This window comes from Streptomyces sp. NPDC053513 (assembly GCF_044544765.1).
Taxonomy (GTDB): Bacteria; Actinomycetota; Actinomycetes; order Streptomycetales; family Streptomycetaceae; genus Streptomyces; species Streptomyces litmocidini.
In genome coordinates, this window is the sequence record NZ_JBITXP010000014.1 from 171270 (window position 1) to 194497 (window position 23228).

Annotated in this window: 17 protein-coding genes; 10 read left to right on the forward strand and 7 right to left on the reverse strand. The window is 74.1% G+C overall.

Annotation, left to right across the window (positions count from 1 at the left end):
• Positions 1-179 precede the first annotated feature (179 nt).
• The gene (locus ACIGW4_RS24220) at positions 180-1019 is read right to left on the reverse strand and encodes a TetR family transcriptional regulator (RefSeq protein ID WP_260174548.1); all 840 of its coding nucleotides are present in this window, start codon (positions 1017-1019) and stop codon (positions 180-182) included.
• A 115-nt stretch (positions 1020-1134) separates the two neighbouring features.
• A complete protein-coding gene (locus ACIGW4_RS24225) occupies positions 1135-2916 on the reverse strand; it encodes a 3-hydroxyacyl-CoA dehydrogenase family protein (protein ID WP_399582783.1) in 1782 nt (593 codons plus the stop codon).
• A 300-nt stretch (positions 2917-3216) separates the two neighbouring features.
• On the opposite strand from ACIGW4_RS24225, the gene ACIGW4_RS24230 reads away from it, so the two are divergent.
• Entirely contained in the window at positions 3217-3840 is a 624-nt protein-coding gene (locus ACIGW4_RS24230) for a HEAT repeat domain-containing protein (protein ID WP_399582785.1), read from the forward strand.
• Here the strand turns inward: ACIGW4_RS24230 and ACIGW4_RS24235 are convergent.
• From ACIGW4_RS24235 to ACIGW4_RS24250, 4 genes are all read right to left on the reverse strand, one after another.
• Positions 3811-5061 carry an MFS transporter gene (locus tag ACIGW4_RS24235; RefSeq protein WP_399582786.1) on the reverse strand — a complete coding sequence of 417 codons (1251 nt, stop codon included), beginning with the start codon at positions 5059-5061 and terminating at the stop codon, positions 3811-3813. The two genes, ACIGW4_RS24230 and ACIGW4_RS24235, sit on opposite strands and share 30 nt — an antisense overlap.
• 175 nt (positions 5062-5236) lie before the next feature.
• Positions 5237-5644 carry a RidA family protein gene (locus tag ACIGW4_RS24240; protein ID WP_398711741.1) on the reverse strand — a complete coding sequence of 136 codons (408 nt, stop codon included), beginning with the start codon at positions 5642-5644 and terminating at the stop codon, positions 5237-5239.
• 79 nt (positions 5645-5723) lie between these two features.
• Positions 5724-7352, reverse strand: coding sequence for an alpha/beta hydrolase (locus ACIGW4_RS24245; RefSeq protein ID WP_399582789.1), 1629 nt, complete (start codon positions 7350-7352; stop codon positions 5724-5726).
• 138 nt (positions 7353-7490) lie between these two features.
• Complete coding sequence (locus tag ACIGW4_RS24250; RefSeq protein ID WP_399582791.1) at positions 7491-8522, reverse strand: Rv2578c family radical SAM protein; 1032 nt, start codon at positions 8520-8522, stop codon at positions 7491-7493.
• Between the two features lie 148 nt (positions 8523-8670).
• Here ACIGW4_RS24250 and ACIGW4_RS24255 point away from each other — a divergent pair, with 148 nt between their 5' ends.
• From ACIGW4_RS24255 to ACIGW4_RS24275, 5 genes are all read left to right on the forward strand, one after another.
• Complete coding sequence (locus tag ACIGW4_RS24255) at positions 8671-9114, forward strand: SRPBCC family protein (RefSeq protein WP_398711736.1); 444 nt, start codon at positions 8671-8673, stop codon at positions 9112-9114.
• Positions 9115-9352: 238 nt separating this feature from the next.
• Positions 9353-11815 (forward strand): MFS transporter, encoded by a 2463-nt coding sequence (locus ACIGW4_RS24260; protein ID WP_399582792.1) that lies wholly within the window; start codon positions 9353-9355, stop codon positions 11813-11815.
• A gap of 144 nt (positions 11816-11959) precedes the next feature.
• On the forward strand, positions 11960-12151 hold the full coding sequence (locus tag ACIGW4_RS24265; protein ID WP_399582793.1) for a hypothetical protein: 192 nt from the start codon (positions 11960-11962) through the stop codon (positions 12149-12151).
• Between the two features lie 25 nt (positions 12152-12176).
• Positions 12177-15068 carry a BTAD domain-containing putative transcriptional regulator gene (locus ACIGW4_RS24270; RefSeq protein ID WP_399582794.1) on the forward strand — a complete coding sequence of 964 codons (2892 nt, stop codon included), beginning with the start codon at positions 12177-12179 and terminating at the stop codon, positions 15066-15068.
• 45 nt (positions 15069-15113) lie between these two features.
• A complete protein-coding gene (locus tag ACIGW4_RS24275) occupies positions 15114-16331 on the forward strand; it encodes an FAD-dependent monooxygenase (protein ID WP_399582796.1) in 1218 nt (405 codons plus the stop codon).
• Between the two features lie 104 nt (positions 16332-16435).
• Here the strand turns inward: ACIGW4_RS24275 and ACIGW4_RS24280 are convergent, their stop codons facing one another.
• Positions 16436-17536, reverse strand: coding sequence for a hypothetical protein (locus tag ACIGW4_RS24280; protein ID WP_399582812.1), 1101 nt, complete (start codon positions 17534-17536; stop codon positions 16436-16438).
• Positions 17537-18066: 530 nt separating this feature from the next.
• Here ACIGW4_RS24280 and ACIGW4_RS24285 point away from each other — a divergent pair.
• The 4 genes from ACIGW4_RS24285 to ACIGW4_RS24300 are packed head-to-tail and all read left to right on the forward strand — an operon-like array spanning position 18067 to position 23213.
• The gene (locus ACIGW4_RS24285) at positions 18067-18900 is read left to right on the forward strand and encodes a M55 family metallopeptidase (RefSeq protein ID WP_123456215.1); all 834 of its coding nucleotides are present in this window, start codon (positions 18067-18069) and stop codon (positions 18898-18900) included.
• Positions 18893-20227: a M20/M25/M40 family metallo-hydrolase gene (locus tag ACIGW4_RS24290; RefSeq protein ID WP_398711726.1), complete on the forward strand. Its 1335-nt coding sequence runs from the start codon at positions 18893-18895 to the stop codon at positions 20225-20227. The genes ACIGW4_RS24285 and ACIGW4_RS24290 overlap by 8 nt, the downstream gene beginning before the upstream one ends.
• Before the next feature lie 20 nt (positions 20228-20247).
• On the forward strand, positions 20248-22269 hold the full coding sequence (locus ACIGW4_RS24295; RefSeq protein WP_399582798.1) for a prolyl oligopeptidase family serine peptidase: 2022 nt from the start codon (positions 20248-20250) through the stop codon (positions 22267-22269).
• Entirely contained in the window at positions 22266-23213 is a 948-nt protein-coding gene (locus tag ACIGW4_RS24300; RefSeq protein WP_398711722.1) for an LD-carboxypeptidase, read from the forward strand. The genes ACIGW4_RS24295 and ACIGW4_RS24300 overlap by 4 nt, the downstream gene beginning before the upstream one ends.
• Positions 23214-23228 lie beyond the last annotated feature (15 nt).

The window sequence follows — 23228 nt, forward strand, 5'->3', positions numbered from 1 at the left end:
GTATGGCACGCCGTGTCACCTGACAAGGCACTGCGTGCCAACAATTTCACTCAGATGCAATCTGCCCGTCACGGATGAGCGATGATCGATCGAAATGGCCCGTGAGCTGCGGGAACATCACGGGAACGCCCAGAGGGCCGCCCCCGGAATCCGGGGGCGGCCCTCCTGGGAAGAGCGGCTCAGGGCTTGGTGAGCGCCTGCTGGATGGTCCGCATGACCTCGTCGAGCGGGGCGTCCGTACGCGCCACCGCGACCACGACGTCGCCCGTCGTGGACGCCGTCGCGACCGGCGCCTCGGGGGCCGGCTCGGCCGGCGCGGCGGTGGTGCCCCCGGCGGCCGCCGGGCGGGCGCCTATGCCCGACCCGAAGGTCTCCCGGACGATCGCGAAGGCGTGGTCGAGCTGGGTCTCCACGTCGCCCTCGCCGCCCGCCCGCAGCCAGCGGCGCAGCACGTGGTTGTGGGCGGTGACGACCGCCGACGCGGCCACCTCGGCGAGCAGCGGGTCGTCGTTGCCGTCGTGGTGGTCCCGCTCGTCGAAGTGTCCGAGGAGATAGCGGGTGAAGAGCCGCTCGTAGCGGGCCACCGAGGCGATCTCCCGCTCCCGCAGGGTCGGCACCTCACGGGTGAGCCGGTAGCGCGCCACGGAGACCGCGGGGGACCCCGCGTACATCTTCATGACTTCCTTGATGCCCCGGCACACCGTGTCGAGCGGGTGCTCGTGCGGCGGCGCGGCGTTCAGCACCGCCTCCGCCCGCACCAGCGTGTCGTCGTGATCGGGGAAGATCGCCTCTTCCTTGGACCGGAAGTGCCGGAAGAACGTCCGCCGCGCGACCCCGGCCGTTGCCGCGATCTCGTCGACGGTGGTCGCCTCGTACCCCTTGGTGGCGAAGAGCTCCATGGCGGCGGCGGCGAGCTCCCGGCGCATCTTGAGCCGCTGCGCGGCGGCACGGGTGCCCGCCGCGCTCTCCGGAGCGTCGGACGGGGACGTGGCACGGGGTGTCTTCGCGGCCTTGGGCATGGTCCGAACGTACTGCATCGGAGTGGGAGTGTGCCCAGGTGGGGGCGGGGAGGCCCCCGGGGCACCGGCGGTGCCCGGGGGACTCAGCAGACCGCCCCAGCCGGCGGTGCGGGGCTCAGCGTCGGGCATATTCGCGGAAGCCGCGCCCCGTCTTGCGGCCCAGGCAGCCCGCCGCCACCAGGTGCTCCAGGAGCGGGGCGGGGGCGAGGCCCGGGTCGCGGAACTCGCGGTGCAGCACCTGCTCGATCGCGAGCGAGACGTCCAGGCCGACCACGTCGAGCAGCTCGAACGGGCCCATCGGGTAGCCGCCGCCCAGCTTCATGGCCGCGTCGATGTCGTCCAGGGTCGCGTAGTGCTCCTGGACCATCTTGACCGCGTTGTTCAGGTACGGGAAGAGCAGCGCGTTCACGATGAAGCCGGCGCGGTCGCCGCAGTCCACCGGGTGCTTGCGGATCTTCGCCGTGACCTCGCGGACGGTGGCGTGGACGTCGTCGGCGGTCAGGACCGTACGGACGATCTCCACCAGCTTCATCGCCGGCGCCGGGTTGAAGAAGTGCATCCCGATGACGTCCTGCGGCCGCGAGGTGGCGCGGGCGCAGGCGATGACCGGCAGCGAGGAGGTCGTGGTGGCGAGCACCGCGCCCGGCTTGCAGATCTTGTCGAGCCGCCCGAACAGCTCCTGCTTGACCGCCAGGTCCTCGGCGACCGCCTCGACGGCCAGGTCGACCTCGGCGAAGGCGTCGAGCGAGCCGGCCGGGGTGATCAGGCCTAGCGTGGTGTCGCGCGCCTCGGCCGTCATCCGGCCCTTGTCGACCGAGCGGGCCAGGGACTTGGCGATCCGGGCCTTGGCGGTGTCCGCCTTCTCCTGGGAGCGGGCGGCGAGCACGACCGCGTAACCGGCCTTGGCGAAGACCTCGGCGATGCCGGAGGCCATGGTGCCCGAGCCGGCGACGCCGACCGAGCGGATCTCACGGCCGCCGCCGGCGTCGGCGGAGGCGGACGGGGTCAGCGCGTCGGGCACGACCTCGCCGGAGCCCGGCGCCGCGTACGTGTAGAAGCCGCGGCCCGCCTTACGGCCGCTCAGACCGGCCTCGCTGAGCTGCTTGAGGATCGGCGCAGGCGCGTGCAGCCGGTCGTGCGAGGCGGCGTACATGGCCTCCAGGACCGTGCGGGCCGTGTCGACGCCGACCAGGTCGAGCAGCGCCAGCGGGCCCATCGGCAGGCCGCAGCCCAGCCTCATCGCCGCGTCGATGTCCTCGCGGGAGGCGTACTTGGCCTCGTACATGGCGGCGGCCTGGTTCAGGTACCCGAAGAGCAGCCCGTCCGCGATGAAGCCGGCCCGGTCACCGACCGCCACCGGCTCCTTGCCGAGGTCCTGGGCGAGCCGGGTGACGGCGTCCACGGCCCGCGGGTCGGTCAGCACGGAGGAGACCACCTCGACCAGCTTCATCGCCTGGACCGGGGCGAAGAAGTGCAGGCCGAGGACCCGCTCGGGGTGCGCCGAGTCGGCGGCGAGCCGGGTCACCGAGAGGGCGTTGGTGCCGGTGGCCAGGATCGCGTCCGGGCGGACGATCCCGTCGAGGGCCCGGAAGACCTCCTGCTTCGCCTCGTACGACTCGGGCACGACCTCGATCACGAGGTCGGCCTCGGCGGCCGCCTGGAGGTCGGAGAAGGTACGGAAGCGGGCCAGGACGTCCTGCCGCTCCTCCTCGGTGATCCGCTCGCGGGCCACCGCACGGGCGGTGGAGGCCTCCAGGGCGGCGACGGCCTGGGCGGCGGCGGTGTCGCTGATGTCGATGCCGATGACCTCGCGGCCGGCCCGGGCGAGGACATCGGCGATACCCGTGCCCATGGTGCCGAGACCGACGACGGCGATGGTGGAGAGAGGGGTGTCCATCAGGGGACTCCAGAGGAAGAGTGACGACTGAGGGCAGTGCGCGCACGAAAAGGGGCGCGGGAAAGAGCGGGGGCGAGGCCCGGAAAAGAGGGCGGTGCCCTGGGAAAAGGTGCGACGGACTCTGTCCCGGAGCCACGTCGAAACTGCCGAACCGACAAGCGAACACAACGGCTGCGTCACCAGGCCGTCGTGCGAAGTGCGGGGGGTGCCCGCTCACCTGAGACTAACCGGCCGGTAACGAGCGCGCCAGTCCCGGGAAGTTGGGAAAGTGTGATCTGGATCGCGGATAGGGTCGGATTCATGGAAATCTCCGAGGACCCGGAATTCTGCTCGATGATCGATCGATTGCGGGACGAGATCGAGAATGCCTCAGGAGAAGTCCCGGAGGCATTCACGGAACTGGCGGAACTCGCCCGCGCCCTCCCCGTGAACGGGGACCGCGAGGAACTGCACCGCGTCCTCACCGAGCCCGGACGGCCGCTCTGGGCCCGGGAGGTCGCCGCCTACTCCCTCGGCGTCGCCGGCGACCCCCGCGCCTTCGAGGCCCTCGTCCTGCTCCTCAACCACCGCGACCCGGAGCGCTGCGTCACCGCCGCCCACGCCCTGGCCCGGCTCGGCGACCCCCGCACCGCGCGCGCGGCCGCGGCCCTCGCCACCAACGAACTCCGCGTCGCCTACGCCCTGCTCCCGGTCCGGCTGCTCGCCGAGCTCCGCGCGCCCGAATCCGTGCCGGCCCTGGTCACCGTCCTCGAACGGCGACTTCGGCCCGACGACCCCCACTGGCGGGTCGGCCTCGCCTGCGTCGAGGGCCTGGGCACCCTGGGCGACCCCAGGGCCCGGGAGGCCCTGGAGGCGGCGCTCCCGCACCCGAGGCTGGGCGCCGCGGCCCGGACGTCACTCCGGCGGCTCGACCCCGCCCACTGACCCGGGACGCCGACGGGCCGGGACCAGCGTCCCGGCCGCGGCGAGGACCGCCGGCAGCGCGGCGAGCGCGAAGCACAGGGGCAGGGGAAGCCGCTCCACCAGGAGGCCCGCACCGGCCGTCGCCGCCGTCGTGCCCGCGTTGAACGCGGTGTTGACCCAGGCGCCGGCCCGGGTGCGCCTCTCCTCCCCGACGGACTCGTCGGCCAGGAGATAGGCGCTGGTGATCGCCGGCGCCACGAAGAGGCCGCCGAGCGCCACCCAGCCGACCAGCGCGTACGGATGCGGGGAGAGCCCCGCGGCCGCCAGGACCGTACCGAGACCGAGCGCCAGGACCGACAGGCGCACGCCGGTGGGGACCCGCCACGGCACGGCTCCGTGCACCAGCCCGCCGACCGCGCTGCCCGCCGAGAGGGCCGCCGCCGCCCACGGCACCGCCCCGGGACGCTGGTGCGCGTCGGCGAACGCGATCACGAGGAGTTCGACGGCGCCCAGGCACATGCCGACCGCGGCCGCCACCCCCACCGCCCTGAGGAGCCCGGCACCGGGGACGATCCGCCCGCCCGCGGCACGCCGCGGCGCCCCGGGCCTCGGCGCGCCCGTCCCGCCCCGGACCGCCGGCGAGGTGACGAACGCGAGCGTGCCGGTCAGCACGAGCCCGGCGCTCACCACGAGCCCGGCCGGGGCCGAGGCGTACCGCACGAGCAGACCCACCAGCAACGGGCCAGTGACGAAGAGGAGTTCCTCCGCCACCGTGTCCAGGCTGTACGCGCGCCGCAGCAGGTCCCGGTCGGACAGGAGGCCGCTCAACAGGGCCCGCGTCACCGGGCCGAGCGGCGGGACGAGGCAGCCGGAGGCCGCGGCGAGGGCGACGAGCACACCCGCCGGGGCGGCCGGCCGGGCCGCCGCCACCGCGAGCGCGACGAGCAGCAGCGCGTACGCGGCGGCCAGGGGCACCAGGGCGCGGCGCGGCCCGAGGCGGTCGACCAGGGCCGCCCGCGCGGGCGACAGCAGGACGCCGGCCAGCCCGAACGCGGCCATGGCCGTGCCGGCCACGGCGTACGAGCCGGTGGCGTCCTTGACGGAGAGGATCAGGGAGAGCGGGGCGGTGCCGTAGGACAGCCGCCCGAGGAGGGCCGACCCGAAGGCGCGGCCGGCGTGCGGGGTCCGCAGCACCGCGGCGTACGTGGGCGCGGGGAAGTGGGCAGGGGAGGACACGGACATGACGGGGTTCCTCGTCGGAGGGCGCAGGCCTGCGGCGCCGGGGCGTGAAGGGACGGCGGGACACCGCGCCCGGCTGGGGCACGGTCGTCGGATCGCCGACTTCTACGCACGGAAGAGGAACACGCGCGTCAACCTAGCAAACGGGGCTCCACTCCGGCCTCCCCGGGGGCGGAGCTCAGGCCCGCTCCGGTATCAGCGCGAACGCCTCGATCTCCACGAGCAGTTCGGGGCGGACCAGCGCCGACACCTGGACCGCCGAGCTCGCCGGCAGCGGAACGCCCGCGAAGTGGGCGTCCCTGGCGTCCCGTACCGCCGGGAGGTGGGCCATGTCCGTGACGAAGTACGTCAGCTTCACCACGTCTCCGAAGCCCGCGCCGGCCGCCGCGAGGCAGCGCTCCAGGTTCGCGAAGACCTGGTGGGCCTGGGCCGCCGCGTCGCCCTCCCCGACCACCGCGCCGGAGGCGTCGAGGGCGCACTGCCCGGATATCGCGACGAACCGGCCGGTGCCCCACACGACATGGCTGTACTGGGGGCTGGGCGCGAGGCCGTCGGGCGCGGGCACGTGGGTGAGGTGGCTCGTCATGTCCCACATCCTCGCGCACGCCACTGACAGTGCCCGCCCCCTGCCGGGGAGCGGGCACCGGGGGAAGGCGGGGCGGGGGTCAGCGCACGTGGCCGAGGAGGCCGTGCAGGGCGATGCCGGCCCGCTCCGCGCGCACCGCGCCCGCCCGCCTGCCGCTCTTCTCCGGGGTCGTCGGCGCGGCCGCGGTCACGGGCTCCGGCTCCGGGTCGGGGAGCGCGGCGCAGATCGCGTCCACCTCGGTGTCGCCCTCGCCGCGCGGCACCTCGCCCGTGGCGAGGTAGGCGGCCAGGTGCCCGTCGAGGCAGTCGTTCCCGCCGAGGGTCACCCCGTGGTTCCCGCCGCCCTCCTCGACGACGAGGCTGGAGCCGCGCATCAGGCGGTGCAGGGCGACACCGCCCTCGTACGGCGTCGCGGCGTCGTCCGTGGCCTGGAGGATGAGGACCGGCGGCAGCTGGTCGTTGGTGAGGTCCGGCGGGGTCAGCGACTCCACGGGCCAGAAGGCGCAAGGAGCGTTGTACCAGGCGTTGTTCCAGGTGGAGAACGGCGCCTTCGCGTGCACGTCCCAGCTGTCCTTGCGCCACACGTTCCAGTCGCGGGGCCAGCCCGCGTCCCGGCACTGCACGCTCGTGTAGACCGAGTAGCCGTTGTCGGCGGCCGCGTCGGCCTCCCCGTACCGCTCGTACGCCTCCTTCAGCGGCGCCGGGTCCGCGTCGTTGACGTACGCGGCGAAGGCGCTCGCCAGACGGGGCCAGTAGCCGTTGTAGTACCCGCCGGGCAGGAAGGTGTCCTCCAGTTCGGCGGGGCCGACCTTGCCGCCGGCCGGTTCCGCGCGCAGCGCGTCGCGCATCCGGTACCAGGCGGCCTCGACGGCCGCCGGGTCGGTGCCCAGCCTGTACACGGCGTTCTGCCGGGCCACCCAGGCCATGAAGTCCTTGTGGCGGTCGTCGAAGGCGTAGTCCTGCGCGATGTTGTCCTCGTACCAGACGCCGTGCGGGTTCACGACGGAGTCGAGCGCCATCCGCCGCACCCGGTCCGGGTACAGGCGCGCGTACACGGAGCCCAGGTAGGTGCCGTACGAGTAGCCGAGGTAGTTGATCCTCGGCGCGCCGACCGCCTGCCGGATGGCGTCCAGGTCCCGGGCGGTGCTCACGGTGTCGACGTACGGCAGCACGTCCGCGTACTTCTCGCCGCAGGCCTCGGCGAAGGACTGCGCCCGCTCGACGGCCGCCCGCTCGGCCGCGGCCCCGGTCGGCACCGAGTCCGCCCGCACGGGCGCGAAGTGGCCGGGCTTGCAGTCGAGCGCGGGCTCGCTCTTGCCGACCCCGCGCGGGTCGAAGCCGATCACGTCGTACTCGGCGGCCACCTTCGGGGGCAGGGAGGCCGCCACGTACCCGGCCATGCCGCGCCCGCTGCCGCCCGGGCCGCCCGGGTTCACGAGCAGCGGGCCCTGGAAGGTCTTCGCGGTGTGCGGGACGCGGGTGAGGGCCAGGGTGATCTTCCGCCCGGCCGGGTCGTCGTGGTTGAGCGGCACCTTCAGGGTGGCGCACTGGAGCCGGGGGTACGCCTTCGTGGCGCACTCGGTCCAGGTGAGGCCGGGGAGCGGTCGGGGGGCCGGTTCACCGGCGTCGGCGGGGGCGGCGGGCAGGACGGTGACCGTCCCGGCGACCAGCGCTCCAGCGGCGATCAGCATTCCTGCGCGTGGGGTCATAGGGCGTTTGTGTCCCGAACCGGCGCCGAGGGGACCTTTTTCGGCGAGAGTTGACCCGAACGGATGCGGATCCGACGGCGTGTCAGGTGACCGGTCCGATGATCGGCCCGGCGTGCTGCCGGGGTGTCGCCCGGACGTTCAGAGGAGGGTGAGCTGCTCCGGCGCGGACGACGGGGGCGGCTCCTCCGGTACGGGGATCCGGCGCGCCGCGCCCCGGTGGGCGGGCCCGATGCCGAACTCGGCGGCCAGCTCGTGCACCTGACGGGTGATCCGGCGCTGGTACCAGGTCGGCGCGTAGGCCCCGTCCGCGTACATCCGCTCGTACCGCCGGACCAGGCCCGGGTGGTGCTCGCGCAGCCAGGCCGTGAACCACTCGCGGGCGCCCGGCCGCAGGTGCAGGACGAGTGGGGTGACCGAGCTCGCGCCGGCCTCGGCGACCGCGCGGACCGTCGCGCGCAGCTGCTCGGGCCGGTCGCCCAGGAAGGGCACCACGGGCGCCATCAGGACCCCGCAGTCGATGCCGTGCTCGCCGAGGGTGCGGACGACGTCGAGGCGGCGCTGCGGTGAGGGGGTGCCGGGCTCGATCGTCCGCCAGAGCTCCTGGTCGGTGAAGCCGACCGAGACGGAGATGCCGACCTCGGTGACCCGGGCGGCCTGGACGAGGAGCTCCAGGTCGCGCAGGATCAGGGTGCCCTTGGTGAGGATCGAGAACGGGTTCGCCCGGTCCCGCAGCGCCGTGAGGATGCCCGGCATGAGGCGGTAGCGGCCCTCGGCGCGCTGGTAGCAGTCGACGTTGGTGCCCATGGCGATGTGCGCCCCCTGCCAGCGGGCGGAGGCGAGCTGCCGGGTCAGCAGTTCCGGGGCGTTGACCTTGACGACGATCTGGGAGTCGAAGCCCAGGCCGGTGTCCAGGTCGAGATAGGCGTGGGACTTGCGGGCGAAGCAGTACACGCACGCGTGCGTGCAGCCGCGGTACGGGTTGACCGTCCATTCGAACGGCATCCGGGAGGCGCCGGGCACCCGGTTCAGGATCGAGCGGGCCCGGACCTCGTGGAAGGTGACGCCCCGGAACTCGGGGGTGTCGAAGGTGCGGGTGGTGACCGCGTCCGTGCCGAACAGGGCGATGCCGGCGGGGGCGGTGGGGGTGTCGCCCAGATTGTCCCAGCGCATGGACGTCTCCTCGGTGGCTCGGCCTCGACCGTTCGCCCAGAATAGAACATCTGTTCCCTTGATCGTCGCAACCCGGATTTCGCCCCCCGGAGCCCACGTGGTTCGCTAGGCCCGCACCCCCCGAGGAATCACGAGCTGGAGGAAGTCAATGGCGCAGGTCGAGGCCACCACGGAACGGATCATCGCCGCGGACGCGGAGACGGTGTTCGACGCGCTGGCCGACTACAGCGGCACGCGCGCGAAGCTGCTCCCCGAGCACTTCAGCGAGTACGAGGTGCGCGAGGGCGGCGACGGCGAGGGCACCCTCGTCCACTGGAAGCTCCAGGCCACCAGCAAGCGCGTCCGCGACTGCCTCCTGGAGGTCACCGAGCCCACCGACGGGCAGCTCGTCGAGAAGGACCGCAACTCCTCCATGGTCACCACCTGGACCGTGACGCCCGCCGGCGAGGGCAGGTCCCGCGCCGTCGTCACCACCGTCTGGAACGGCGCCGGCGGCATCGGCGGCTTCTTCGAGAAGACCTTCGCGCCCAAGGGGCTCGGCCGCATCTATGACGCCGTCCTCGCCAAGCTGGCCGACGAGGTCGAGAAGTAACGCCCGGAGCGTTCACCGATTCGAGTGGATCGCCCGCGCCCCCCGTACCGGCCCTCCGTGCGCCGGGGGGCGCGGGCCTTCTCGTAAACGCGCTGATGAGCGACCCAAGTGCGCCGTGGTGCGGGGACGTTCACCCCCGCGGTCGCCACCGCCCTCCCGTACCGCCCGACTTGCTCCCCCTTCGCGCCCAATGCGAAGAATGGCGCGGCGCAGACGCCGTGACGAGGGGAGCAGACACGTGGGTGCGATCACGATCGTGAAAGGCCTCGACGGGGACGAGGAACCGCTCGCCCCGGACGGCCCGCCCGCCGAACCCGCGCCCCCGCCCGGCCCGGCCCCCGCCGGCCTCGACCCCCGCCGCGTCCGGCTCGTCTTCTGCGGCCTCATGCTCGCGCTGCTCCTCGCCGCGCTGGAGCAGATGATCGTCGCCACCGCCCTCCCGAAGATCGTCGGCGAACTCCACGGCCTGGACCGGATGTCCTGGGCGATCACCGCCTACCTGCTGACCTCCACCATCGGCCTGCCCGTCTACGGGAAGCTCGGCGACCTCCTCGGCCGCAAGGGCGTCTTCCTCTTCGCCATCGTCGTCTTCGTCATCGGCTCCGGCCTCGCCGGCTGGTCCCGCACGATGGACCAGCTCATCGCCTTCCGCGCGGTCCAGGGCATCGGCGCCGGCGGCCTCATGATCGGCGTCCAGGCGATCATCGCCGACATCGTCCCGGCCCGGGAACGCGGCCGCTACATGGGGCTCATCGGCGCCGCCTTCGGCCTCGCCTCCGTCGCGGGACCCCTGCTCGGCGGCTTCTTCACCGACCACGTCTCCTGGCGCTGGTGCTTCTACTTCAACGTGCCCTTCGGACTCGTCACCCTCGCCGTCGTCGCCGCCGTCCTCAAGCTCCCGAAACCCACCGCACGCGCGCGCTTCGACGTCCTCGGCGCCCTGCTCCTCGCCGCCGCCTCCACCTGCCTCGTCCTGCTGACCAGTTGGGGCGGCACCGAGTACGCCTGGAACTCCCGGGTCATCCTCGCCCTCGGCTGCGGAGCCGCCGGAACGGCCCTGCTCTTCCTGGTGGTCGAGCGCTTCGCGCCCGAACCCCTCATCCCGCTCAGGCTGTTCCGCGACTCCGTCTTCACCGTCACCGCCCTCGTCGGCGCCGTCGTCGGCATCGCGCTCTTCGGCGCCGCCAGCTACCTCCCCAGCTTCCTGCAGATGGTCGAGGGCGCCAGCGCCACCGAATCCGGCCTCCTGATGCTGCCGCTCATGGGCGGCATCGTCATCGCCTCCGTCGTCTCCGGCCAGCTCATCAGCCGCACCGGCCGCTACAAGGTCTACCCGGTGATCGGCGGGGCCGTCTCCGTCCTCGGCATGTGGCTGCTCTCCCGCATGGACACCGACACCCCGCGCCTCCAGCACAGCCTCTGGCAGGCCGTCCTCGGCACCGGCATCGGCCTCGTCATGCCGGTCCTCGTGCTCGCCGTGCAGAACTCCGTACGCCCCGCCGACCTCGGCACCGCCACCAGCGCCCACACCTACTTCCGCCAGATCGGCGGCAGCGTCGGCGCCGCCGTCTTCGGCACCCTCTTCGCCTCCCGGCTCGACGACGCCCTCGGGGACCGGCTCGCCGGAGTCCTCGCCCGGGACGGCTCCACCCCGCTGCCGCCCGCCGAGTCGATCACCCCCGGGACCGTCCACACCCTCCCGCCCGCCCTGCGCGACGCGTACGTCCAGGCGTACGCGGACGCGATGCCGCGGATCTTCCTCTACCTCGTGCCGGTCCTCGTGCTCGGCCTCGTCCTCGCCTTCTTCCTCAAGGAGAAACCGCTGGTGTCCCACCACAGCCCCCTCACCGAGGCCACGCACGCCGACGAGACCGCCGGCATCCAGTCGGTCCCGCACGCCCGCCACGCCGCCCCCGCCCACACCACCGCCGTCCCTCCGCACTCCGGAGTGCCCGTCTGCGGCACCGTCCAGCACCACGACGGAAGCCGGGTCCCCCGGGCCGCGCTCACCCTCATCGACGTCCAGGGCCGGCAGATCGGCCGCGGCGCGAGCGGCGAGGACGGCCGGTACGCCCTGAGCGTCCCCGGCGGCGGCGCGTACGTCCTGATCGCGGCGGCCGGCGGCCACCAGCCGCAGGCCGTCTCCGTCACCGTCGGCGACCGGCCGGTCGAGCTCGACGTCGTCCTCGGCGGCGCCGGCCGGCTCGCGGGCAGCGTCGTCACCGCAGACGGCACGCCCGTGCGCGACGCGGCCGTCACCCTCACCGACGTGCGCGGCGAGGTCGTCGCCTCCACCCGCAGCGGACGCGAGGGCGGCTACGTCATCGGCGAACTGGTCGCGGGCGAGTACACGCTCGCCGCCAGCGCCCCCGCCTTCCGGCCCGCCGCGCTCCCCGTGAGCGTCCAGGCCTCCCGCGAGACCCGCCAGGACATCGAACTGGCCGGCGGCGCGGTGCTGCGCGGCACCGTACGGGCCGGGGGAGGACGCCCGGTGGAGGACGCCAGGGTCACCCTCCTCGACGCCGCGGGCAACGTCGTGGACACCCTCACCACCGGGCCCGACGGCACCTTCCGCTTCGTCGACCTGTCCTCCGGCGAGTACACGGTCATCGCCGCCGGGTACCCGCCCGTCGCCACCGTCCTCCAGGTGGCCGGCGGCGGCCGCACCGAGCGCGACCTCCAGCTCGGCCACGAGGACTGAGGACCACCGCGCCGGACGGTGAGCGGGCGCCTCGGGTACCTCGGGCGGCTCGGCAGCTCGGGCGTCTCGGGTGGCTCGGGCGCCTCGGGCGGCTCGGCGTCTCGGGCGGCTCGGGCGGTGAGCGCGTGGTGAGCGCTCACCGCCATGGTGGCCCCGTCGCCGGGTCGCGACGGAACGGGCACCGGACGAGGAGCAACCGCGCTCGGACGGACCGGCGAGCCGGAGGACGTCGCCGTCGTCGTCGGCTTCCCGGCGGGCCCGCAGGGGCGGTGGGCGACCGGCCGGACGATCGACGTCCCGGGCGGCACCTGCCTCGGCACGATCGCCCGCGGGTGATCGACTCCGGTGGATAATCACCGCCATGTTCTTCGGAATCCTCGGTGAGACGCGCGCGTGGTACGGCGACGGGACCGAGGTTCCCCTGGGCGGCCCGGCCCGCCGCTCGCTGCTCGCCCTGCTGCTGATACGGCCCGGAGAGGTCGTGTCGACGGACCGGCTGGCCGACGCCGTCGACCCGGACGGCGCGGTGTCGGCGCACGCGGTCCAGTCCCAGATGTCCCGGCTGCGCAAGGCCCTCGGCTCCGGGGCCGTGATCGAACAGGCCGGGGCGGGCTACCGGATCCTGGTCGCCCCCGACGGCGTGGACGCCGGCCGCTTCGAGCGCCTGGCCCAGGCGGGACGGGCCGCCCTGCGCGCCGGGGACGCGGCGGGCGCCCTCCCCCCGCTGCGCGAGGCGCTGGGACTGTGGCGGGGGCCCGCGCTGGCCGGCCTCGCCGAGGGCGAGACCGCCGGACCCGCCGCCGCCCGGCTCGAGGAGCACCGGCTCGGGGCCCTGGAGGACCGGATCGAGGCCGAGTGCCGGACCGGCGATCCGCGCGCCGTCGTGCCCGAACTGCGCGAACTGGTCGGCCGCCATCCGCTGCGGGAGCGCCTCGTGGGACTGCTGATGCGAGCCCTGTTCGCCGAGGGCGGGCCGGCCGCGGCGCTCGTGGTGTTCGAGGAGACCCGGCGCCGCCTGGCCGAGGAGCTCGGCGCCGACCCCTCCGCCGAACTCGTCTCCCTGTACCAGGAGTTGCTGAGCGCCGCACCGTCACCCGGGCCCGCCGCACCCCCCGCCCAGCTGACCGCGTTCGTCGGCCGCGCCGACGAGGTGACGGAGCTCGCCCGGCTGCTGCGGGTGGCCCGGCTGGTCACGCTGATCGGCCCCGGCGGCGTCGGCAAGACCCGGCTGTCCGTCGAGGTCGCCGGACTCGCCGCCGTCGACGTCTGCTTCGTGGAACTGGCACCGCTGCGGGACGCCGCGGCACTGCCCCAGGCGCTGTCGAGCGCGCTCGGCCTGCGCGAGAACGGCCTCGGCACGGGGGCCGGTGGGCAGAGCCCCGTCGACCGGCTGGTCGCGGCGCTCTCCGACCGGCCGCTCCTCCTCGTCCTCGACAACTGCGAGCACGTCATCGAGGAGACCGCGGCACTCGCCGCACGGCTCCTGGCGGTCTGCCCACGGCTGCGGGTCCTGGCGACGAGCCGTGAGCCGCTCGGCATCACCGGCGAGAACCTCTGGCAGGTCAAACCGCTCGACGCCGCCGCCGCCGTACGGCTCTTCACCGACCGGGCCCGCGCCGTGCGGCGCGGTTTCGCCGCCGACCCGGAGGTCGTCGGCCGGATCTGCGCGGCCCTCGACAACCTGCCGCTGGCCATCGAGCTCGCGGCGGCACGCGTCCGCACGCTCGACGTCCACGACCTCGCGGGACGCCTCGACGACCGGCTCGGGGTCGCCGCCCGGGGCAGCCGTACGGCCGACGAACGGCACCGGACCCTGCGCGCCGTGGTCGCGTGGAGCTGGGACCTGCTCTCCGAGGACGAACAGCGGGCGGCCCGGCGGTTCACGGTCTTCGCCGGAGGAGCGACGGCCGAGGCCGCGCCGCGGGTGTGCGCGACCGACGACGAGACCCTGGAGTCGCTGGTCGACAAGTCGCTCCTGGAGGTGGCGGGCGGCCGCTACCGGATGCTGGAGACGATCGCCGCCTACGGCGCGGAACGACTCGACGAGGCGGACGAACGCGCCGACGCGGAGCACGCCCACGCCCAGTGGCTCCTGGAACTGCTCCGGACCGCCGACCCCCACCTGCGCCGGGCCGAACAGCTGGAGTGGCTGCCCGTCCTCGCCGCCGAGCACGGCAACCTCCTCGCGGCGGTGCGCCGCTCGGTCCGGGCCGGGGAGCGGGAGACGGGCCTGAAGCTGCTCGCCCACGCCGCGAACCACCTCTGGATCCGGGGCGTCTCCGGCTCGGTCGCCCCGCACGCGATCGCGCTCCTGGAAGGGGCGGACGGCGACTCCCTCGACGAGGAGGAGTACGTGCTGTGCGTGCTGCTCGCGGCCTCCGGCGCCGCCGGACGGCCGGTCTGGCAGCGGCACCGCGCGTCCGCCGAGAAGGCGCTGGCCGCCGCCTGGGCGGACGGCCGGACGGGCCGTCACCCCGTCGCCCCGCTCCTGTGGATGCTGCGCGACGCCAGCGGACCCGACCCGCGGAGCGCCTTCGCCCTCGTCTCCTCCCTGCGCGACTGCGCGGAGCCGTGGACGCGGGCGACCGCGCGGTACATGTCGGGATTCGGTCCCCTCGGCGAGGGCGACACCGCGTCGGCCGAACGCGCCTTCGTCACGGCCGTCGAGGGCTTCCGCTCGCTCGGCGACCGCTGGGGCACCGCGCTGGTCCTGGACGCGCTCGCGGGCCTCGCGGGCGGGCGCGGCGACCTCGCGCGGGCCGTCGAGCTGACCGACGAGGCCCTCGTGCTCACCGAGCAGATCGGCGCCCTGGAGGACAGCGCCGACCTGCTCGTCAACCGGGGCGATCACCGCCTCGGCCCGGACCCGGCGTCGGCCCGCGCCGACTACGACAGGGCCATGGCCCTCGCCCGCCGGGCGGGCAGCTCCACCGGCCTCGCGGCCGCCCTGCGCGGACTCGGCGACACGGCCCTGCTCGACGGCGACCTGACCGAGGCCGAGCGCCTGTACACGGAGGCGCTCGAACAGGTCGACCCGCACTGGATCAGGAGCGTCGGCACCCGGGTCCGCACCTTCGCGGGACTGGGCCGCGTCGCCGAGGCGCGCGGCGACCGCACGACCGCCCGCACCCGCTACCGGGAGGCCGGCGAGGCCGCCGTCGCCATGGGACCCGACACCCTGGGCGCACTCCGCCTCCTCGGCCTTCCCGAGCACGTCGTGGAGAGCGTGTCGGAGGCGTGCCGGCAGCGGTGAGCGTGCGGTGATCCCGCGGTGAGGGCCTCGGCGCAAGCTCTTTCCGTGACCGACACGAAGAACACGAAGAACGCGAAGAACATCGACGTCCTGATCTCCGGCGCCTCCGTCGCCGGCCCCGCCCTCGCCCACTGGCTCCACCGCCACGGCTTCGACACCACCGTCGTGGAACGCGCCCCCGCACTCCGCGACGGCGGCTACGCCGTCGACTTCCGCGGTGAGGCCCACCTGTCGATCCTGCGCCGCATGGGCATCATGGACGCCGTCCAGCGGGCCAGGACCGGCATGGGCTCCATGTCGTACGTCGACAGCGCGGGCAAACCGCAGGCGAAGCTGCCCGCCGACCTCTTCGCCGGAGACGTCGAGATCCTCCGCGGCGACCTGGCGCGGATCCTCTACGACGCGACCGAGCAGCACACCGAGTACGTCTTCGGGGACTCCATCACCTCGCTCACCGAGGACGCCGACGGCGTGACCGTCACCTTCGAACGCGCCGCGCCGCGCCGCTTCGACCTGGTGATCGGCGCCGACGGGCTGCACTCCACCACCCGTCGACTGGTCTTCGGACCCGAGGAGCGGTTCGTGAAGCACCTCGGCGTCCACTGCGCGATCTTCACCACCGCCAACCACCTCGGGCTCGACCACACCGGCCACGCCTACCGCACCGCCGGCAGGCTCGCCGCCCTGTACAGCGCCCGCCACAACACCGAGGCCAAGGCCGTCTTCTACTTCGCCTCCGAGCTCCCCGACCTCGACCGGCGGGACGTCCCACGGCAGCAGGCGATCCTGGCCGAGCAGTTCGCCGGCACCGGATGGGAGTGCGACAGACTGCTCCAGGACATGCGGTCCGCGCCCGACTTCTACTTCGACTCGGTCGGCCAGGTCCGCATGGACTCGTGGTCCCGCGGCCGCGTCGCCCTGCTGGGCGACGCCGCCCACTGCCCGTCCTCCCTGTCCGGCATGGGCACGGGACTCGCCCTCGTCGGCGCGTACGTCCTGGCGGGGGAGCTGGCCGCCGCGCACGGCGACCACCGCGTCGCGTTCGCCCGCTACGAGGAGGAGCTGCGGGAGTACGCCGAGGGCTGCCAGAAGATGGGCGACGGGGTCGCCAGGCTGATGGTCCCCGACAGCCGGCTGATGGCCGCCCTCCTCAACCGCTACTACAAGATCATGCCCTATCTGCCGGGCAAGAACATGGCCGCCAAGATCGCCCGCAGGACCGCCGAGAACATCACCTTGCGCGACTACGGCCGGGAGGGGTGACCCCGCGGTCCCTCCTGGAAGGAGGCGGTCGTCCAGGAGGGGGCGGCTGTCGAGGCGAGGGCGGTCGTCCAGGAGGGCTCGGTCGTCCAGAAAGGCGCGGCCGTCTAGGAGGCGGTCGTCGCCCTGCGCAGCGCGCTGATGCAGGTGCCGATCGCCTCCTGGAGGGCTTCGAGGCGCTGGAGCATGTCCGCCTCGTAGATGTCCTCCTCCATCACCTCGTCGAGCGTCAGCTCCTCGAAGACCTTCGTCGCCTTCTGCAGGCTGTTGTAGAACCTGGTCCGCCGCTCCTGGACGCGCAGCGCCGGGTCCTCCTCGACCGCCTTGGCGACCAGGTTCTTCACGGTGTCGTAGGCCTCGCCGGCCCACTCGCCCGCCTCCTCCGAGTCCTCCAGTTCGTCGAGGAGCGACAGGTGCCGCTCGGCCTCGGCCCGGATCTCGGCCGGTGCCTCCACGGTCTGCCCGGCGGGGGTCTTGATCTGCCCCTTCTCGACGATCTGCCGCACGTACCCGATGCGGTCGGCCGCCTTCGCCTCGTTCGCCACGGCCTTCTTCAGGTCGTCGGTGCGGGCGATGGCGCGGGCCATCTCGGTCTGGAGGGCCGGGTCCTCCTTCATCCGGTCGAGCAGCGCCCCGCGCGCGGCCTGGGCCGTCCCGGGGTCCGCGAGGATCGCCGCCCGCAGCGCCGTCGGGTTCTCCGCGACCTCCAGGGCCTTCGTCGGCCGGATGCCCTCCGCCTCGGCCGCCGCGCTGATCGCCTGACCGCGCACGGAGGAGGCGCTGTTGCGGGAGGCGTAGTACGAGAGCCAGACGTCCGCGTCCGGCAGTTCGACGTCCTCGCCGGGGACCAGGACCTCGAACTGCGGGACCAGACCGTCGTCGGCAGCCGTGTCCCAGGCCCTGTAGTAGCGCATGACCCGCTCGGGCGAGCACCCGGCGAGCTCCGCGAAGGCCTTCGCCGAGACCTTCGTCCGGGCCGTTCCCTCGGCGGGCTGACCGCCCGGCCGGACGCTCCGGGCCACCTTCAGCGCGAAGGCCCAGCCACCGGTCCGCGCGTAGGCCCCGAACTCCCGGGCGTCACGCACGACGACGGGGTCGTGGTCGTCCGTGACCGGGTCCTGGTCGTCCGCTTCCTGTGCGCTCCGGGCCTCCTGGGCCTCCTGGGGCTCGGGAGCCGAGGGCTCCCAGAACTCCGGCTCCTCGGCCATGAGGGGCGTGGTGTCGGACGGGGTGAAGGCGGTGGTCACCGAGAGCTCTCCGGAAGGTCGGGAACGACAACTGAGACAGCCTATACGCACCCGTTGATGCCGTTTTGCTCTCTCCGGGCATCGTCGACGAGGTGACGATCCGTCGGTTCGGAGGGCAGCATGTTCCCACGACTCATGGAATCGAGCTCCACCGCGCGCGGTGAGCACCCCGCGCGAGCGCCCGACGCTCGCACCCTCCTTGTGCGACCACGACCACGACCACGCCCTGCGCGGCGCGCCCGTCCCCACGGGCGACCACCCCCTCCCCGACAGGACCGGCCGCCCGGCCGGCGCGAGGCGGTCCTCGACACCGGAGCCCTCCGGGCCGGGGGCGGGCCCCGCGCGGTCCGGCTCGCCGAGGAGGACCTCAGGGGGTATCCGGAACCGGCCGGGTGAGTCGTACCGCCGCCCGGTGGATGTCATTGGTCCACTCCAACGGAGGTTATCCACAGGGGTGGTAGGGCCGCCGGGCGGCGCGTACGGTGCCAGGCATGAAGATCCTCATCAGCGCCGACATGGAGGGCGCCACCGGTGTGACCTGGCCCGCCGACGTGCTGCCCGGCACGCCGCAGTGGGAGCGGTGCCGCGCGATGTTCACCTCCGACGTGAACGCCGCCGTGCTCGGCTTCTTCGACGGCGGCGCGGACGAGGTCCTCATCAACGAGGCGCACTGGTCCATGCGGAACCTGCTCCTGGAGCGGCTCGACGAGCGGGCCGAGATGCTCACCGGCCGGCACAAGTCGCTCTCGATGGTCGAGGGCGTGCAGCACGGGGACGTCGACGGCATCGCCTTCGTCGGCTACCACACCGGCGCCGGCACCGAGGGCGTCCTCGCCCACACCTACCTCGCCAACTCCATCACCGGGGTCTGGCTCAACGGCGAGCGGGCGAGCGAGGGCCTGCTCAACGCCCATGTGGTCGCGGAGTACGGCGTGCCTGTCGTCCTCGTCACCGGGGACGACCTGACCTGCGAGGACGCCCTCGGCTACGCGCCCGAGGCGCTCAAGGTCGCCGTCAAGGACCACGTCTCGCGGTACGCGGCGGTGTGCCGTCCCCCGGCGAGGACCGCCGCCGACATCCGCGCCGCGGCGAAGAGCGCCGCCGCGCTCGCCGTCCGGCACGAGCCGGTCCGGGGCGGCCCCTTCACCGTGGAGCTGGAGTTCGACGCCGAGCACCTGGGCGCCGCCGCCACGGTGGTTCCCGGCGTGGCGCGGAGCGGCGAGCGGCGCGTCGCGTACACCGGCGAGACGATGTACGAGGCAATTCGCACGTTCAAGGCGGTCACGACCATCGTCTCGGCCGCGGTGGAGGAGCAGTATGGCTGAGGAGATCCGGGGCCCGGACGCGACGGCGCTCGACGAGGTGGTCACCTTCACCTCCGAGCTCATCCGCATCGACACCACCAACCGGGGCGGCGGCGACTGCCGCGAGCGGCCGGCCGCCGAGTACGTCGCCGAGCGGCTCGCGGACGCCGGGATCGAACCCACCCTCCTGGAGCGGACCCCCGGCCGCACCAACGTGGTGGCGAGGATCCCCGGCACCGACCCCTCGGCCGAGGCGCTCCTCGTCCACGGCCACCTGGACGTGGTGCCCGCCGACCCCGCCGAATGGACCGTGCACCCCTTCTCCGGCGAGGTGCGCGACGGGGTCGTCTGGGGCCGCGGCGCCGTCGACATGAAGAACATGGACGCCATGGTCCTGGCCGTCGTCCGTTCCTGGGCCCGCCACGGCGTCCGGCCCCGCCGCGACATCGTCCTCGCCTACACCGCCGACGAGGAGGCCAGCGCCGAGGACGGCTCCGGCTTCCTCGCCGACCGGCACGCGGCCCTGTTCGAGGGCTGCACGGAGGGCATCAGCGAGTCCGGGGCGTTCAGCTTCCACCCGCAGCCCGGCATGACCCTCTATCCGATCGCGGCGGGCGAGCGGGGCACCGCCTGGCTCAAGCTCACCGCCCACGGCCGGGCCGGCCACGGCTCCAAGGTGAACACGGAGAACGCCGTCACCCGCCTCGCCACCGCCGTCGCCCGGATCGGCAACCACACCTGGCCGGTCCGCCTCACCACGACCGTCCGCGCCGCCCTCACCGAACTCGCCGCGCTGTACGGCATCGACATCGACACCGACGCCCGCCACCTCGACGTCGACGTCCTCCTCGACAAGCTCGGCCCGGCCGCCGCGCTCGTCGCGCCGACCGTCCGCAACAGCGCCAACCCGACGATGCTGGAGGCCGGTTACAAGGTCAACGTCATCCCGGGACAGGCCGTCGCGTACGTCGACGGGCGGATGCTGCCGGGCGCGGAGGAGGAGTTCGCCGCGACCATGGACCAGCTCACCGGGCCCGACGTCGAGTGGGAGTTCCACCACCGCGAGGTGCCCCTGGAGGCCCCGGTCGACTCCCCGACCTTCGCCAAGCTCCGGGCCGCCGTCGAGCGCTTCGACCCGGCCGGGCACGTCCTGCCGTTCACCATGTCCGGCGGCACGGACGCCAAGCAGTTCTCCCGGCTCGGCATCACCGGCTACGGCTTCTCGCCGCTCCGGCTGCCCCCGGACCTCGACTACGGAGCGCTCTTCCACGGCGTCGACGAGCGCGTCCCGGTGGACGCCCTGCACTTCGGCGTCCGCGTGCTCGACCACTACCTGAAGACCGCTTAGGACGGAGGGGGACCAGTCCCATGACAGGGGGAGACGAGATGGCCACGACCACGGCCGGGTACGGCAGCTGGCCGTCGCCCGTCGACGCCGCGCTCGCCGCCGCCCACGACGGGCGGCCCGAGTACCTCGGCGCCGTCGGCGACGAGCTCTGGTGGACCGCGCCCCGCCCCGCCGAGGGCGGCCGGCGCGCCCTCGTCCGGCGGCGCGCCGACGGCACGGAGGAGAGCCTGCTGCCCGCCCCGTGGAACGTCCGCAGCAGGGTGATCGAGTACGGCGGACAGCCCTGGGCGGCCGTCGCACGTCCGACGGGCGGACCGCTCGCCGTCTTCTGCCACTTCCCCGACCAGCGGCTCTACGCCCACGAACCCGACGCCGAGCCCGCCACCGCACCGCGGCCGCTCACCCCGGTCTCCTCCGTCGGCGGCGGACTGCGGTGGGTGGACCCGGTCGTCCACCCGGACCGGGGCGAGGTGTGGTGCGTCCTGGAGGAGTTCACCGGACCCGCGCCCACCGACGTGCGCCGCGTCCTCGCCGCCGTGCCCCTCGACGGCTCGGCCGCCGAGGACCGCGCCGCCGTCCGGGAACTCTCCGACGGCCGCCACCGGTTCGTCACCGGGCCCCGGCTCTCCCCGGACGGCCGCCGGGCGGCCTGGATCGCCTGGGACCACCCCCGGATGCCCTGGGACGGAACCGAGGTCCGACTCGCCGACGTCACCCCCGACGGCACCTTCCGGGAGGCCAGGACCGTCGCCGGCTCGGCCACCGAGTCGATCCCGCAGGTCGACTGGGACGCGGCGGGCCGACTGCTCCTCGTCAGCGACCGCACCGGCTGGTGGAACCTCTACCGCGCCGAGGTCACCCCCGACGGCCGCCTCGCCGAACCGGAGGCGCTCTGCCCCCGCGCCGAGGAGTTCGGCGGCCCCCTCTGGCAGATCGGACTCCGCTGGTTCACCCCCCTGGAGAACGGCCTGATCGCCGTCGTCCACGGCAGGGGGAGCACCGCCCTCGGGATCCTCGACCCCGAGCGCCGCGCCCTCGTCGACGCCGGCGGAACCCGCACCGAGTGGGCCGCGACCCTCGCCGCCCACGGCACCCGGGTGGTCGGAGTCGCCGCCGGACCGCACCGCTCCAGCGAGCTCGTCGAGCTCGACACCCGAACCGGCCGCAGCCGCGTGGTCGGCGCCGCGCACACCGACGCCGTCGACCCCGCCTACCTCCCCGAGCCCCGGGTCCGCACCTTCACCGGCCCCGGCGGGCGGGAGATCCACGCCCAGGTGTACCCGCCGCGCCACCCCGGCTTCACCGGACCCGAGGGCGAGCTGCCGCCCTATGTGATCTGGGCCCACGGCGGCCCCACCAGCCGCACCCCGCTCGTCCTCGACCTGGAGACCGCCTACTTCACCTCGCGGGGCATCGGCGTCGCCAAGGTCGACTACGGCGGCTCGACCGGCTACGGCCGCGAGTACCGGGAGCGACTGCGCGAACAGTGGGGCGTCGTCGACGTCGAGGACTGCGCGGCCGTCGCGGCGGCCCTCGCCGCCGAGGGCACCGCCGACCCCGCCCGGCTCGCCGTGCGCGGCGGCAGCGCGGGCGGCTGGACCAGCGCCGCGTCCCTCGTCTCCACCGACGCGTACGCCTGCGGCACGATCATCTACCCCGTCCTGGACCTGCGGAGCTGGGCCACCGACGAGACCCACGACTTCGAGTCCCGGTACCTCCACGGCCTGATCGGACCGCTCGACAAGGTGCCCGCCCGCTACAAGGAGCGCTCGCCGATCGAGCACGTCGACCGCGTCACGGCCCCGTTCCTGCTGCTCCAGGGCCTCGACGACGTCATCTGCCCGCCCGCGCAGGCCGAGCGCCTCCTCGCCCGCGCGACCGGCCGGGGCGTGCCGCACGCCTACCTCTCCTTCGAGGGGGAGGGGCACGGCTTCCGCAGGGCCGATACCATGATCCAGGCCCTGGAGGCCGAACTCTCCCTGTACACAAGGACCTTCGGCATCGAGCGCCCGGACGTCCCGGACCTGGAGTACCGCACATGACCGGCCCGTCCCCCACCGTCGAACCCCTGACCCGGCCCGAGCGGCTCAGGCCCGGGGCACGGGTCGCCGTCGTCGCCCCCAGCGGCCCCATACCCGAGGAACGGCTCACGGCCGGCCTCGACATCCTGCGCGGCTGGGGCCTGGAACCGGTGGTCGCCCCGCACGTCCTCGACGCCCACCCCACCCTCGGCCACCTCGCGGGGGCGGACCGGGCGCGCGCCCGCGACCTGACCGAGGCCTGGTGCGACCCGACGGTCTCCGCCGTGCTCTGCGCGCGCGGCGGGTTCGGGGCCCAGCGCATGGTGGACCTGGTCGACTGGGCGGCGATACGGGCGGCCGGGCCCAAGGCGTTCGTCGGCTACAGCGACGTCACCGCCCTGCACGAGGCCTTCGCCGTCCGCGCGGGCTTCGCCACCCTGCACGGACCGATGGTCGCCGCCGGCACGTTCCTGTCGGACCCGCACACCCAGGAGTCGCTGCGGGCCACCCTCTTCGAGCCCGAGACCGTCCGCACGCTCGGCCCGGAGACGGCACGGGCCCTGGTGCCCGGCCGCGCCCGGGGAGTGACGCTCGGCGGCTGCGCCAGCCTCCTCGCCGCCGACCTCGCCACCCCGCACGGGCGGCCCTCGGCCCGCGGGGGGCTGCTGCTCCTGGAGGACGTGGGGGAGGAGCCGTACCGCCTCGACCGCATCCTCACCCAACTGCTGCGCTCCGGTTGGCTCGACGGGGTCACGGGCATCGCCCTCGGCTCCTGGGAGGAGTGCGGTCCGTACGAGGAGGTGCGGGCGGTGCTCGCCGACCGGCTCGGCGGGCTCGGGGTGCCGGTCGTGGAGCAGATGGACTTCGGGCACTGCGCGACCGCGCTGACCATGCCGCTCGGCGTACCCGCCGTACTCGACGCGGACACGGGCACGCTCACCCTGGACGCACCGGCCCTGCGCTGATCGGCCCCGCCTGCT

Excerpts from the sequence above, each read along its gene's own strand:
- ACIGW4_RS24220 (WP_260174548.1), bottom strand. The coding sequence starts at position 1,019 with ATGCCCAAGGCCGCGAAGACACCCCGTGCCACGTCCCCGTCCGACGCT.
- ACIGW4_RS24225 (WP_399582783.1), bottom strand. The coding sequence starts at position 2,916 with ATGGACACCCCTCTCTCCACCATCGCCGTCGTCGGTCTCGGCACCATG.
- ACIGW4_RS24230 (WP_399582785.1), top strand. The coding sequence starts at position 3,217 with ATGGAAATCTCCGAGGACCCGGAATTCTGCTCGATGATCGATCGATTG.
- ACIGW4_RS24235 (WP_399582786.1), bottom strand. The coding sequence starts at position 5,061 with ATGTCCGTGTCCTCCCCTGCCCACTTCCCCGCGCCCACGTACGCCGCG.
- ACIGW4_RS24240 (WP_398711741.1), bottom strand. The coding sequence starts at position 5,644 with ATGACGAGCCACCTCACCCACGTGCCCGCGCCCGACGGCCTCGCGCCC.
- ACIGW4_RS24245 (WP_399582789.1), bottom strand. The coding sequence starts at position 7,352 with ATGACCCCACGCGCAGGAATGCTGATCGCCGCTGGAGCGCTGGTCGCC.
- ACIGW4_RS24250 (WP_399582791.1), bottom strand. The coding sequence starts at position 8,522 with ATGCGCTGGGACAATCTGGGCGACACCCCCACCGCCCCCGCCGGCATC.
- ACIGW4_RS24255 (WP_398711736.1), top strand. The coding sequence starts at position 8,671 with ATGGCGCAGGTCGAGGCCACCACGGAACGGATCATCGCCGCGGACGCG.
- ACIGW4_RS24265 (WP_399582793.1), top strand. The coding sequence starts at position 11,960 with ATGGTGGCCCCGTCGCCGGGTCGCGACGGAACGGGCACCGGACGAGGA.
- ACIGW4_RS24270 (WP_399582794.1), top strand. The coding sequence starts at position 12,177 with ATGTTCTTCGGAATCCTCGGTGAGACGCGCGCGTGGTACGGCGACGGG.
- ACIGW4_RS24280 (WP_399582812.1), bottom strand. The coding sequence starts at position 17,536 with ATGGCCGAGGAGCCGGAGTTCTGGGAGCCCTCGGCTCCCGAGCCCCAG.
- ACIGW4_RS24285 (WP_123456215.1), top strand. The coding sequence starts at position 18,067 with ATGAAGATCCTCATCAGCGCCGACATGGAGGGCGCCACCGGTGTGACC.
- ACIGW4_RS24290 (WP_398711726.1), top strand. The coding sequence starts at position 18,893 with ATGGCTGAGGAGATCCGGGGCCCGGACGCGACGGCGCTCGACGAGGTG.
- ACIGW4_RS24295 (WP_399582798.1), top strand. The coding sequence starts at position 20,248 with ATGACAGGGGGAGACGAGATGGCCACGACCACGGCCGGGTACGGCAGC.
- ACIGW4_RS24300 (WP_398711722.1), top strand. The coding sequence starts at position 22,266 with ATGACCGGCCCGTCCCCCACCGTCGAACCCCTGACCCGGCCCGAGCGG.